This is a genomic window from Sinorhizobium kostiense (assembly GCF_017874595.1).
GTDB classification, from domain to species: domain Bacteria; phylum Pseudomonadota; class Alphaproteobacteria; order Rhizobiales; family Rhizobiaceae; genus Sinorhizobium; species Sinorhizobium kostiense.
Genome location: NZ_JAGILA010000010.1, coordinates 161718 through 174875, shown reverse-complemented (window position 1 = coordinate 174875; position 13158 = coordinate 161718). Strand labels below are relative to the sequence as shown.

The 13158-nt window shown below is 57.9% G+C and carries 9 protein-coding genes and 7 pseudogenes; 11 read left to right on the top strand and 5 right to left on the bottom strand.

Going from position 1 to position 13158, the window contains the following annotated elements; genetic code table 11:
- Positions 1-163: 163 nt before the first annotated feature.
- From J2Z31_RS27000 to J2Z31_RS30080, 5 genes are all read left to right on the top strand, one after another.
- Complete coding sequence (locus tag J2Z31_RS27000) at positions 164-370, top strand: hypothetical protein (protein ID WP_209606470.1); 207 nt, start codon at positions 164-166, stop codon at positions 368-370.
- A 2-nt stretch (positions 371-372) separates the two neighbouring features.
- The gene (locus tag J2Z31_RS26995; RefSeq protein ID WP_209606467.1) at positions 373-675 is read left to right on the top strand and encodes an ABC transporter permease; all 303 of its coding nucleotides are present in this window, start codon (positions 373-375) and stop codon (positions 673-675) included.
- An 11-nt stretch (positions 676-686) separates the two neighbouring features.
- A complete protein-coding gene (locus tag J2Z31_RS26990; protein ID WP_209606466.1) occupies positions 687-2168 on the top strand; it encodes a M81 family metallopeptidase in 1482 nt (493 codons plus the stop codon).
- A 45-nt stretch (positions 2169-2213) separates the two neighbouring features.
- A complete protein-coding gene (locus J2Z31_RS30085) occupies positions 2214-2567 on the top strand; it encodes an ATP-binding cassette domain-containing protein (protein ID WP_209606464.1) in 354 nt (117 codons plus the stop codon).
- A 119-nt stretch (positions 2568-2686) separates the two neighbouring features.
- Positions 2687-2827, top strand: a complete 141-nt coding sequence (locus J2Z31_RS30080) for an ATP-binding cassette domain-containing protein (RefSeq protein ID WP_209606461.1) — start codon at positions 2687-2689, stop codon at positions 2825-2827.
- A gap of 138 nt (positions 2828-2965) precedes the next feature.
- Here the strand turns inward: J2Z31_RS30080 and J2Z31_RS26975 are convergent.
- The 5 genes and pseudogenes from J2Z31_RS26975 to J2Z31_RS26960 all read right to left on the bottom strand — a co-directional run.
- A pseudogene (locus J2Z31_RS26975) lies at positions 2966-3630 on the bottom strand (transposase); the annotation flags it as partial.
- 167 nt (positions 3631-3797) lie between these two features.
- Positions 3798-4004: pseudogene (locus J2Z31_RS30140) on the bottom strand (transposase zinc-binding domain-containing protein); the annotation flags it as partial.
- Positions 4005-4012: 8 nt separating this feature from the next.
- Positions 4013-4767, bottom strand: a pseudogene (locus J2Z31_RS30075) (tyrosine-type recombinase/integrase); the annotation flags it as partial.
- Positions 4768-5143: 376 nt separating this feature from the next.
- Entirely contained in the window at positions 5144-6091 is a 948-nt protein-coding gene (locus J2Z31_RS26965) for a MurR/RpiR family transcriptional regulator (RefSeq protein WP_209606545.1), read from the bottom strand.
- 224 nt (positions 6092-6315) lie between these two features.
- A complete protein-coding gene (locus tag J2Z31_RS26960) occupies positions 6316-7164 on the bottom strand; it encodes a BKACE family enzyme (protein ID WP_209606455.1) in 849 nt (282 codons plus the stop codon).
- A 393-nt stretch (positions 7165-7557) separates the two neighbouring features.
- Between J2Z31_RS26960 and J2Z31_RS26955 the strand changes: the two genes are divergently transcribed.
- The 6 genes and pseudogenes from J2Z31_RS26955 (at position 7558) to J2Z31_RS26930 (ending at position 13012) form a co-directional block, all read left to right on the top strand.
- The gene (locus J2Z31_RS26955; protein ID WP_209606453.1) at positions 7558-8916 is read left to right on the top strand and encodes an aspartate aminotransferase family protein; all 1359 of its coding nucleotides are present in this window, start codon (positions 7558-7560) and stop codon (positions 8914-8916) included.
- 230 nt (positions 8917-9146) lie between these two features.
- Positions 9147-9756 (top strand): annotated as a pseudogene (locus J2Z31_RS26950) (CoA transferase subunit A).
- Positions 9757-9771: 15 nt separating this feature from the next.
- Positions 9772-10392 carry a 3-oxoacid CoA-transferase subunit B gene (locus J2Z31_RS26945; protein WP_209606451.1) on the top strand — a complete coding sequence of 207 codons (621 nt, stop codon included), beginning with the start codon at positions 9772-9774 and terminating at the stop codon, positions 10390-10392.
- 55 nt (positions 10393-10447) lie between these two features.
- A pseudogene (locus J2Z31_RS26940) lies at positions 10448-10938 on the top strand (thiolase family protein); the annotation flags it as partial.
- 31 nt (positions 10939-10969) lie between these two features.
- Positions 10970-11457: pseudogene (locus J2Z31_RS26935) on the top strand (UPF0262 family protein).
- Between the two features lie 215 nt (positions 11458-11672).
- Positions 11673-13012 (top strand): annotated as a pseudogene (locus J2Z31_RS26930) (Glu/Leu/Phe/Val family dehydrogenase).
- The last annotated feature ends 146 nt before the right edge of the window (positions 13013-13158 follow it).

Below are 13158 nucleotides of genomic sequence, written 5' to 3'. Positions count from 1 at the left end.
AACAATCGCATCACGACAGACAACTACGGAATAATTGTTGCATAACCCTCGGCTTTAGGTTTACGGTGTAAGCACTCGATCAGAGCTCGAAGTGGACAGGGCACCGATCGAATAGATGTACCCGTCATTGCGAGCATCGAAGGAAGGAGAACAAAGCTCGGGCTTGGACGCGCTGCATAGCTGGATGCGCGCGAAGATCTCGGAACGCTGGACGCCGCTCGAAGCGGAAAACAAGAGTTTGGCTGTCACCACCAAACATAAAATGGGGAACAAATATGCAAATCAAACTGACAAGGCGCACATTCAACCGGTTGTTAGGAACAATGAATTTGTAGCTGCAAGTAGGTCTTTCGGGGCGACTGACGTGTGATCATGCGTCAGCACATCCTTCCGAACGTCCTCGGACCGATCATCGTGATGAGCAGCTTGAGCATTGCAGGAGCGATCCGGGACGAAGCAAGCCTCAGCTTTCTGGGCATGGGTATCCAGCCGCCGGATCCGAGTTGGGGAAACATGATTCGAGACGGCATTGGGGTTATCCTCCAGGCCCCCTGGATGACCGTTGCGCCCGGGCTTGCACTTATGCTGAGCGTGCTCGCCTTCAACATGATTGGCGGCTCTCTGCGCGACATCTTCGACCCGCGAGACATTGCCGCCACAATCGAGAAGAAATGAGGAGCTCTTCTATGAAAGTAGGCATCGCCGGATTCATGTTAGAATCGGTCACCTTCCTGCCGAACCTAACCACGTTGGAGGACTTCGAACGCACGGAGTGTCGGGGAGACGCTATAGTACAGCGTTGCCGCGGAACAAATACCGTGCTTGGCGGCTTCATTGACGTCTGTGACCGTGAGCGCATGGAGATGGTACCAATTGTATGGGCCGGAATCACCGCTGCAGGCCGAGGCCCGGCCGCAGATGACGCGTTCGATTACTATTGCCAGGTCATTGTTGAAGGACTGAGAGCTCACCGTGGCTCGCTCGACGGCGTTCTACTCGATCTGCACGGAGCGTGCACAACTCCGATGCGCCTTGACCCTGACGGGGACCTCGTGCGCCTAGTACGGAGCGAGGTTGGACCCGACGTTCCGGTGATGCTTGCCCTCGATTATCATGGCAACCTGGACGCATCGACGATCTCCGATGCAACGGCTACCTTCGGCTATCACTACTCTCCCCATATCGACATGGGCGACACTGGCAGGCGCGCGGCGGAATGCCTCGTCAGGACCTTACGAGGAGAGATCAATCCCGTGACAGCAATCGCCCGACCAGGCGTCATGGTGCCAAGCATCTTTAGCGCGACGAATTTGCACCCACTTTCGAATTTCGTCGACCGGTCCATCGAGCTCCCCCAGACCACTCCCGGATTGTTGGACGTTTCGGTGTTCGCGGGATTCTCATATGCGGACGTGCCGAACTGCGGATTCTCGGTCGTCGTCGTTGCCGACGGCGACCAGAGTCTTGCCGAGCGGACTGCAATTGACATGAGCGACAGCATCCGCCGGGCTCGTCGCGAGCTCCATATTCCTGGGCTAGTTCGGAATCTTAAGGACGGTGTGGCTTACGGGCTCGAAAGGGCAAGATCGGCCAAGGCGCCGATTGTCCTGCTTGAGCATGCCGACCGGATGAATGATTCCACCTACGTGCTTCATGAGTTGCTTCGGCAGGAGGCCAATAACGCCGCCGTACCATTCCTCTGGGATCCCGAAAGCGCGGCCGCGGCATGCAGAGCGGGCGAGGGAGAAACTATCTACCTCAAGCTTGGCGGCCACTCGTCAGCGAGATCGGGCGGACCAGTAGAAGTCGCGGCGAAGGTGCTACAGGCGGGCGAGAAAAGCTACCACGTCACCGGTCCAATGGGGCGCGGAGCCAAAGTGGACCTCGGCCTGGCTGCCGTGCTTGATGTAGGAGGTATCGTCGTCAGTGTTACTACCAATCCCGAAACCGCCATTGATGAGGATCCGTTTGTCCAATTTGGTATGCGGCCGCAGGATTTCGCCATCATTGTGCTGCGCTCGAAGACGCATTTCCGAGCGGTCTATGAATCTCTGGCAGAGGAGATAGTCATCGTCGACACCCCCGACTGGGGGCCAGCGGACCTCACGACACTGCCGTACCAGCACGCACCGACCGCCACCTCCTATCCATTCGTTGACTGTGCCTAATATGCAACAACGACTTCTTTCTGTTCGCGAACCTCTCGGTCTCGCTTGCCGGACGCCGGGGAGGATCTATTCCAGTTCTTGACCGGCGTTAGCTTCGATGTGACCCCAGGCGAGGTTCTCGGGATTGTGGGTGAGTCGGGCTGCGGGACGAGTCTGACTGTCCTATCGGTCATGAGGCTATTGCCAGAGGCAGCGGTGGTGACGGAGGGGCAAATCCTGCACACGATCGAAGGTATGGTGCCGACCCCCGGAGATTGGCCAGCGGGATGCCGGAACCCTCGCTGCCCTTACGTGACAGCTGCATGTACGCGGGCAGTGCCCGAGCTGACAGCATATTCGCCAAGCCACAGTGTGGCCTGCGTCCAATATGAAGGTCCCCGGTCCCAAGCCTCGAGGTGAAACAATGATTGCTCAAGCCCCTCTGTTGACCGTCGCTGCCTCCTCCGAGGCCCGCTTCTCGAGGTGAAAGGTCTGGTAAAGCGATTCCCGATTCCCAAAAGCGGGATATTCTCTCGGGTATGGCGTTCGTCCATGCCGTCGACAATATCTCTTTCGACATTCGTAGAGGAGAAACACTCGGACTCGTCGGGGAATCCGGTTGCGGGAAATCAACGACCTCACGGCTTCTCGTTCGCTGCTCGACCCGACGGCAGGGGTAATCCGCCTTAATGGAGAGGAAATCGCGGGTCTGTCCGGAAGCGCGCTGAGGGCAAGGCGACGGGATTTTCAGATCATCTTCCAGGACCCTTATAGCTCGCTTAATCCTCGGATGCGGGTGAAGGAGCTCCTGGGCGAGCCGATGGCCATCTGGATGGAGCGAAACCCGCATAAAGCGGCGACCTGCCTTCGATTTTCGAAATGTCGGAACAGGCCTTCCGAACCCAGGATCACCGCAAACTCCGGACCGATTCCCTTGATGCCCGCCAGTAGGGCCAAGGGCGCGAGGGTGTCTGTCGTCGCCGAGGCTTACCAAGGCATCTCTCTCAACTTCCACAGCCTTGATCTGTTCGAGCAGCAACTCGAGACGGTCAAGTTCGCGGCAACTCTGCGCCCTGATATGCAGAAAATGCGGCCATCTCCCGTCTGAAGCTCTTCCAGGCGCTTGCGGCGGACACGATGCAGGGGTTCGTAGCCTTAAATGCCTTGGTTCAAGAGCAGTCCTTTGATGCGGTTGACGTGGAGAACCCGCTCGGCGACCAGCGCTTTACGCTCTCGGCAAATCCGGCGGCGATCCTCTTCTTCAGGCGTTGGCACCCTGGCCATCGAGCAAACCCGCGGCTCTCCACGTTTGTATGCCATCAACGTGCGGATCAGCGCCTTGCCATCAATTCGATCAGTCTTTGCCCGTCGGTGTCGGCGCGACACCGCAATCGACGCGGCGTCGACAACGTGACTCTCGATCCAGTCTTCACGATCGAGAAACCCGGTGGATCCAGAACCCGTCAAGCCCTGCTTCCCGGATGAATGCTCAGTTCCAACGAAACGAAAATTACGCCAGGATCGACACGGACAGCGGTCGGCGTCTCAGGTTGGACGGATAGATTCTCCAAGGTCATCTCCTGTTGAGCGAGTGCTTCAATGCAGCCTCACCCTGCCAGAGCGGCGGCCGCTGTTCACTCCACATGGGATCTTCGGGCAGTGGCGATTGCGGCAGGAATTATATGCGGGTCGTACCGCAATCGTCGCAGGCACCGACGTGGCCCCCAGCCCGGGCGTCTGGCAGGCTTCGATCGCCCATGACGCGTCGTTCGCCGCGGCCAAGATGACTGGCGTTCTCTCGCCTGTAGGGGGCCCCTTGTCGCCGAAAGACATCGTAACTTCGAAGGCGGAGCGCAACCGATTACAGGCGGCGTAACGTCCAGCCGCAACCGGTCAAGCGGACTTGCCGTGGAGCGGATCGTCCTGCTGGAAACTTGAGTATGTGTGCCCGTGCTCGACAGATGAGCGTGAGCAGGATTTGGATGATCCGGATATTGCTGCCATTCTCCAGCAGGTGGGTGGCGAAGGAATGCCGCAACGTATGCATGGTGGCGCTTTGAAAGACCGTCGCGGCAACCGCTGACCGACAGGCGGAATTCAACACTGTCGGTTCGATCGGCTTGTCAGGATCACGCCCTGGAAAGAGGAATGTCCATGGCCGCGCCAGACGCCACCACTAGCTGCGCAGGATCCCGAGCAGTTCTGCGAATAGCATGACGTACCGGGCTTTGCCGCCATTGCCATGGTGGACATGGATCACCATCCGGGAACTGTCGATATCCTCCCGCAGACTTCTCCAACCCTGACGCCGGCAGCATAGGCCTTAAGTGGCGGGTGCGTAGGGGATCCGCTCCGGGATCTCGTTCTGACCGAGCGTCACGCGGTAGAAGAACTGAAGAGCGCAGACGTTCTGATTTCAACGCCGTCCAGGATATCCCCGTTGAGACAAGGTGAACCTAGAAGCTGTGAACATCGTCAAGATCAAACCGATCGGGCGATCGGCCGAAATAGCGGCTGAACCTCCGCACAGCGTTGATATAGGATCGTTGGTTGCCGGAGAGAGATTGCGGACCGTCATCTCCTCGATCATCCGGCGGCGAAGAGGGCTGATGTCGCCCATTGGACCTCCTGACCGAAAGGTGGGGAAGCCCCCTCATCCTCTCAGTCAGGAGGCTCTCATCAAAGCTCGCCCAATTGCCGCGACTAGCGGCTTAGTTCAATCATTCGATTCCGGAATCCAATCCGCGCTCTAAGGCGCAAGTTCTTTATTGGTGATTGGTGGTGACCATGGCGGCGGCGCGCACATCTGCGCGAATGTTCACTACTATCGGGATCTGCAGCTGCAGAACGGTTCCCGCGCCGAATCTCACAGATTTTCCGCTGTACGGTTCAATCAGAAGCAGAGAGTACTGTGACGGTAGACCGCGGGATTTCTGGGCCATTTAAGTAAAGGGCTTCATCACGTTACTCGGAAAGGTCACGCATCAGATCAGTGGTTATTTCTTGCACCCTTTGCCATTTGCATTCCGCTTTGTAGGCGCAGCTGGCGGGGACGAGCCGACTTTGCGAGACGGCTTTGATTGCAAGTGTGCATTGAGATCCGAAAGATGAGCATCAAACCGGAGAAGGGCCTCACGAGCGGCGTCCGCGTTCCGACCGGCGATAAGCGCGCCGAGCACTTCGGCTACCGCGAATGCCGGCGCCATCGTGTGGAAAAATGAGGGGCTTTTTGTCTGAACAAGGACAAAGTCATCAGCAAAGCGGGTGAGCGGAGCGACCTCACTGTCGGTAATAGCGACAACTGGAATCCCGTGGCGGTGCGCGTACTCAGCGATCTCAACAGTGACCCGAGTATAGGGAAATACACTTGCCGCAACGAGCACGTCGTCGCTGTGGGCGCGGGCCAACATATCCGGACCAGTTCCGCCGATCGCGTCGAGCAGCACCGATGTCTTCCCGATCATGGACAATATATAGTGCAGATGCCATGCTACTGTATGGCTCGACCTCAAGCCAATGGAAAAGACGTGACGCGCAGTCGCAAGGCGTGTTGCGATCGACACCATTGCATCCAGTTGTGGCGAGTCCGCCAAGTGGCCGATTTCTGCCGCTTGCGCTCGAAGAATTTCCCGAGCAAGACCGTGGTCTCCTTTGCGTTTCTGGTTGATCGCCTGTGCGTCGGCCTTCCCAGCAAATCCAACATCCCCACTGCGCACAGCCTCGGCATATATTTGGCGCAGCTCATCGTAACCTGAAAGGCCGAGATGTTTTGCAAGCCGAATCATGGTGGCCGGTTGAACCCCGGCGAGTCGCGCTTGGTCACGCATGGACAGCAGCGCGACGTCATGGGGTTGATCGATTATGTAACGCGCCGCCAGTTGAAATTGCTCCGACATCTTGTCGAAGCTCTGAATGAGTCGCTCAGAAAAAGGTCCATCAGCCATAATGAGTACGTAGTGCATTCTTGGAGCATATGCAACAGATGTTACATCGTGAGCAGACTGCACATCTCTGGCGCTTTACGTTGGTCGTCCGGTGAGCCTCAGGCCCATCAAATTAAAGATTTGCCTCCCGCCCACTATCACTTTTCAAGTTGACCGGACGCTCGGCGACAGATTCAACCTTTGACCTGCCGCTGAGCAAACTTTGGGGCGATATCCAGGAATATTCAACCGAGTTGCCAAGCGCGGCGCAACTCGTCGGCGTTGGCTCGGCGCAGGCCCAGCTCCATTAGTATCTTCGATACACCTGCCACCAATTCGGCGTTGGATTTGGCAAATTCGCCACCCGGCAACTGACGATTATTCTCAAAGCCGACCCGAACATGGCCGCCCAGAAGAGCCGCAGCAGTAACGCATGCAGCTTCGCGCGCACCAAAAGCGCAAACGCTCCAATGAGCGAAATGGGACATGGGTCCATTGATGAAGGGCAATAAGTCTACAGGATTTGATTTTTGCACGGCAGAGTAACGTCCAAGCACAAAAAGAACTGGAACTTGGCTCCACGGAACGAGGCCGCGGCGGCAATATTCGGCCAAGCGAAACGCCTCTTCCGCGTCGTATAGTATTATCTGCGGTACGATTGCCTCAACCTTGAGCCAAGACAGGAACGACGAAAACTCGGTTTCGTGTGCCTCTGTTGGAACGAATTCGCGCAGCGCAAGCGATACGGCCTCTGGCCGAGTTTCCTTTACCACCGCAATCTGTTCCTGAGGACGGTAGCAACCGAGCGACTCGCTTGTGATCTGGATAACCATGTCATGGCCAACCTCCCCGCGTATAGCATCAATGACCTCTCGATACGAGGAGGCGTCTAGAAGATGCCGGCCCCCTCGATCACGCACGTGAACGTGAATAAGGGACGCTCCTGCATCGAGACAATCTCGCGCAGTTCGCGCTAGTTCAGCCGGCCCAAGCGGCAAAGATAGGTGATCAGCTTTAGTTAGCCTCCCACCGTTAGGTGCGACCGAAATCGTTGTCGCGCAATTGCAATCCTCATCTCTGCCCCTCTGTTGCATCAGCTCTCAACTCCCGCAAAACCCTATCCACGCAACCCCACTGATTGCATGCGCTTCGGCCACTATGATCGCCAAAGATGCTACATTTAGTGCACTGTAGCAATAATCGTTCATTCGAAGCGCCTGGACTTTCCGGAGCGGTGCTGCCTTTCGGTAACTACTCTGAGCCCTAGGCGCGTACCGAGCCGGCGATCATCAGAGATACTACCGAGCCGGAGCTTTCCAGATGAAATCGTGATCCACCAACAGCACTAGACGGCCTGGCCGTTAGAACCACGCGATTCACGTAGCCATAGAGTGAAACATATGTTGCAAAGCGGGCCAATTTTGTTATTGTCCTCTTAGGAGGGGCTTGGCCCTTGATCCAAACTCCGCGCTTGTTACGAGACTATCATGAGCAAGATTTTACACCGCTCGATCTATGCAAAACTACCAATAGCTGTTGGAGGTCGTGGGATTGAGTTATTTGACGCTGATGGGAAGGCTTACATTGACGCATCGGGGGGTGCCGCTGTGTCATGCATTGGCCACGGTCATCCGGATGTGCTCGCCGCATTGCACGCTCAACTCGATAAGCTCGCTTATGCGCACACGGGCTTTTTTACGACGGAGGTTGCTGAGCGCCTCGCGGATCGGCTTGTCGCCGACTCGCCTGATGGGATCGACTACGTCTATTTCGTCAGCGGAGGCTCGGAAGCAATAGAGGCGGCGTTGAAAATGGCGCGCCAATATTTTGTGGAAAGGGGCGAAAGCCGCCGGAGGCATGTTATTGCGCGACGTCAAAGTTACCACGGCAATACTTTGGGGGCGCTTGCCGTTGGGGGCAATGAATGGCGCCGCGCCAAATTTAAGCCGCTCCTGATCGAGACGCACCACATTGCGCCATGCTATGCATATCGGGATCGCTCGGATGCAGAGAGTGAGCTTGAGTATGGTGACCGCGTTGCCTATGAACTTGAAGCCAAAATTCTTGAGCTCGGCCCGCACGGAGTGATCGCATTCGTCGCCGAAACCGTCGTTGGTGCAACGGCCGGGGCAGTGCCGCCGGTGAAAGGGTATTTCAGGAAGGTCCGCGAGATCTGCGACCGCTACGGCGTTCTCCTAATCCTCGATGAGGTTATGTGCGGCATGGGCCGCACGGGAACTCTGCACGCTTTTGAACAAGAAGGCATTGTGCCTGACATTATGTCAGTCGCGAAAGGACTTGGCGGAGGGTATCAGCCAATCGGTGCCGTTCTGTTCGGACGTCACATCTACAACGCCTTTTCCTCCGGATCAGGATTTTTTCAGCACGGCCATACGTATATGGGACATCCTATGGCAGCCGCGGCCGCCCTTGCAGTACAGAACGTCATACGCGAGGAGCGCCTTCTTGATAACGTGATGCGGATGGGCGAACTGCTGAACCGCCGGCTTCGGGAGCGGTTTGACAGCCATAATCATGTTGGTGACGTCCGTGGACGCGGCCTCTTCCGCGCCATTGAGATCGTTGCCGAGCGCTCAAATAAAGCCCCCTTTGACCCGGCACAAAAACTGAATGCTGTCGTCAAGCGAGAAGCATTGGCACGTGGTCTGATGGTTTATCCGATGGGAGGCACGATCGACGGAGCTCGAGGCGATCATGTACTGCTTGCGCCGCCATTCACAGTCAATGCCGGCCAGGTGGACACCATCGTTGAGCGGCTGGGCGACGCTTTGGACGCTGCTCTCTCCAAGAGCGGCAGCCCAATCAACGTGGATCTCTTACAATGAAAACCGGCCTTCGCCTAGTATACCAGCTCAACAAATTGATCGTTGTTGCAGGATATTCACAACAATCCTGCTGGATTTTTTGAGATAATGTTGAAGTTACCCGAAAATCACCGACGTATATAAGCTATCCGGCGAAGTAGACGTGATTAACGGGTTCTGCCGAGGGGAGTAGATGAGGAGAGTTTTTTAATGATGCAGCTCAAGCGCTGGATGGATTGCTTCTTAACGGCATGTTCATCGCTGGGGGAGGCTTTGGCCTTTGCGGCATCCCGGAGCTCTTGATCGATGCAATCCGTGAGGCCGGAACCAAGGACCTGACGATTGACTCAAACAATTGCGGCGTCGATGACTTCGGTCTCGGCGTGCTGCTGAAGACGAAGCAGATCAAAGATCTCATCCTATGTCGGCGACAAGGCGGAATTCATGCGGCAATATCTGAGTGGCGAACTGGAACTCGAATTCAACCCGCAAGGAACGCTCGCCGAGCGCATGCGGGCGGGGCGCCGGAATCGCCGGCTTCTATACGAAGACAGGCGTGGGCACAGTGGTTGCCGAGGGCAAGGAGCACAAGACCTTCAACGGCGAGATATACATGCTCGAGACCGGCATCGTCGCTGACCTCTCGCTCGTCAAGGCCTGGAAGGCCGACACTTCCGGTAATCTCGTCTTCCGTAAGACGGCCCGCAACTCAACCCGCCGGCCGCCACCTGCGGAAAGATCTGAGTCGCGGAGGTGGAGGAGATCATGCCGGCCGGCAGCCTCGATCCCGACCAGATCCACCTGATCCAGGGCGAGCACGAGAAACGCATCGAACAGCGCACGACGCGTGCGGCGGCTTGAAGGCAGGGAGACAAGATGGTCTGGGACAGGAACCAGATGGCAGCACGGGCTGCCCGAGAACTACAAGACGGCACCTACGTCAATCTCGGCATCGGCATCCCGACGCTGGTCGCCGATTACATTCCGGAGGGCGTCCATGTGACGCTGCAGTCGGAGAACGGCCTGCTTGGCATCGGTCCGTTTCCGACTGAAGACAAGATTGACGCCGATCTGATCAATGCCGGCAAGCAGACGGTGACGGCACTGCCGCATTCGGCCTTGTTCGACTCGGCGCAGAGCTTCGCGATGATCCGCGGCGGAAAGATCGCCTTAGCGATCCTCGGCGCCATGGAAGTCGCTGAGAACGGTGACCTCGCCAACCCTGGCAAGCTTGTCGAGGGCATGGGCGGCGCCGTGGATCTGGTTGCAGGTGTCAAGCGCGTCGTCGTCGTCATGGACCACACCAACAAGGCGGGCGAATCCAAGGTGCTGAAGACCTGTACCCTTCCGCTTAACGGCAAAGGCGTTGTTGACCGGATCATCACCAACCTTGGCGTTCTCGACGTCGCCGACGGAGGTCTGAAGCTCGTGGAACTCGCGGATGGCGTGACGGATAGCGAGCTGCGTGCGGCGACAGACGCTACGGTCATCAACTGATCCGGAGCTTGTCGGACGGAAATCGGCGACCGGATCATCAAACAGCGGAGGAGCCATGAGCACCCCATCCATCGTTATTGCCAGCGCCGCGCGTACCACGGTTGGTACCTTCAACGGTGCTTTCGCCAACACGCAGGCGCATGAACTCGGTGCTGCGGTCGTCAAGGGCGTGCTTGATCGCGCCAGTATCGATGCAAGAGAAGTCGACGAGGTTATCCTGGGCCAGGCTCTGGCGCGGCCCGTGAGGGCCAGAACCCGGCGCGCCAGCCGGCGATGAAGGCCGGCATCCAGCAAGAAGCGACTGCCTCGGACGTCAACCAGCTCCGCGGCTTTGGCCTGCGGGCCGTCGCGCTCGGCCTGCAGCAGATCGTCACTGGCGATGCGAAGATCATCGTCGCCGGCGGTCAGGAGTCCATGTCCATGGCGCCGCACTGCGCCCACCGGCGCAACGGCACCAAGATGGGCGACACGAAGAAGATGATCGACACGATGATCAAGGATGGCCTGGACGGGCGCCACATGGGGATCACCGCCGTGGGCATCGCAATGTACGTGGAAGCCATTTGAGGGGTGTGCCATGAGCCGCGCCGAGTTCCGTCTCTGCGATGTCGCGCTCGACTGCTCGTTCAAAACCCGCGACCAACGAGTTGAGCGCGAACAGGCGCTAGCGGTTCTCGACCTCCTCGAGACGAGTACCTTCGAGCCCGCGGGCCATGACGGCGGCCCGTATCGCCTCAAGATCTCGATGGCCGCCGGCCGGTTGGCATTTCATATCGCCGACGATAAGGGAGTGCATGTCGTCAGCCACTATCTTTCGCTCGCGCCTTTCCGAAGGCTGCTCAAGGAGTACACCCGAATTTGCGAAAGCTACTACGAGGCCATGTGCCGCTCCCGACCCGAGCGACTGCAGGCGATCGACATGGGGCGACGTGGCATTCACGATGAGGCTGCCGAGCTACTCAGAGAGCGTCTCTCCGCCAAAGTCCACATTGAGCGCGTCGATTGTTCACGCTGATTTACGCGCTGCTCGCTCGCAATGCCGCCCATCAGATCCTTTTGAATTGAACAGCTATGCGATCAACGCCCACAAGCGGGGGGTTGGTCAGCGTCCATCAGAAATCGTAGGAGGAAGCACGACGTGAATGCAACATCACAGCGTCGGAGTCAGGCCGGCAAGACACACCATCTCGACGCAGCACTCCTCAAGCGGTTACAGGTGCGTGATGCAAACGAATTCAGCTGGCTTCCTTGAAAGCGTGGATCAAAACTTCCGCCATGCCATGTCGTTCCTTGATCTGCCGGAGGGGGTGGCAGAACGGATCATCCAGTGCAACTCGACCTACGCGGTCCGCTTCGGTGTTCGACTGCGCGGGCGCACGCACAGCTTCATCGGCTGGCGATCGGTACACAGCGAGCACCGCGAACCCGTGAAGGGCGTTCGCTATGCGTCAAATGCTGACGCAGATGAGGTCGAGGCGCTTGCCGCGCGGATGACCCTCAAATGCTCGCTTGTTGACGGGCCGTTCGGTGGCTCCAATGGGGCACTCAAGATCGACCCGCGAGAATGGACCCCGCAGGAACTCGAGCGCATCACCCGCCGCTTTACGCAGGAGTTGAACAAGCGCGGCCTGATCGGGCCAGGCGTCAACATGCCGGCTCCCGATATCGGCACGGGTGAGCGGGAAATGGCCTGGACGATGGACGAGTTCCGCCGCGCCAATCCTACCGACGTTATCAATTCGCATGCTTGTGCCACCGGTAAGCCGCTGTCGAAAGGCGGGATCGCCGGGCGAACGGAGGCGACGGGCAGGGGCGTTCAATTCGCCAACCAGAGCTTCCTTCGGGACACCCGCACGCCGAGCTTGGATGGCCGGCGCAATCTCAAAGGCGCCTCCACCGTTGTACAGCGGTTCGGCAATGTCGGCTATCACGCCGCCAAGTTCTTGTCCGAAGAGGATGGCGCACGCGTGACCGTTCTTGCTGAATGTAACGGGTATGTCGCCAATCCGGAAGGTCTCTCCATTGAGGCGCTCAAACAGCATCAGATCCGAACAGGCAGCATGGGCGCCAAGTCCTTTGCCGGCGATAGGTATGGCGTCGAACAGCCCTGCAACGTTCTGATCCCAGCGGCGATGGAAAATGCTATTCATGCTGAAAACGCGGAGCGCATCAAGGCACATCTCGTCGGCGGAGCCGCTAACGGTCCTGTCACCTTCGAAGCGGACAAGATCCTTCGCTCCCGCGGCGTGACCATTCTTCCCGATCTTTATGTGAATGCCGGCGGTGTCATCGTCAGTTACTTCGAGTGGGTGAAGAATCTGACGCACATCCCTTCGGGCTCATGGAGCGGCTGCGGCGGGAACGGCGCAACCACATGATCGCTACGGCCCTTGAGCGGATGACAGGCAAGAAGTTCCCCGCAGACATGCGCGACGAATTCCTCGAAGGCGGCGCCGAAATCAACCTCGTTCATTCCGGTCTGGAAGACGTCATGCGCAGCACCTAGTCGCGCATTGCCGACCTGATGGAACAGCAACCTAGACTCGGTGACTACAGAGCCGCCGCCTATGTCGCGTCTATCCGGCAGGTCGCTGACGCTTATGAGGCGATCGGGACATGACAGCCTTTCGGTTTGTACAATATGGGAAAGAGGGGGCGTGGCGAATAACATCGGGGGATATCGCACCATCTTCGATGGGAGCCGACTTTACGGCCATCACAGTCGAGTGCAGAGAACATGTGTCTGTAGACAAAGTGGCTTCAGCG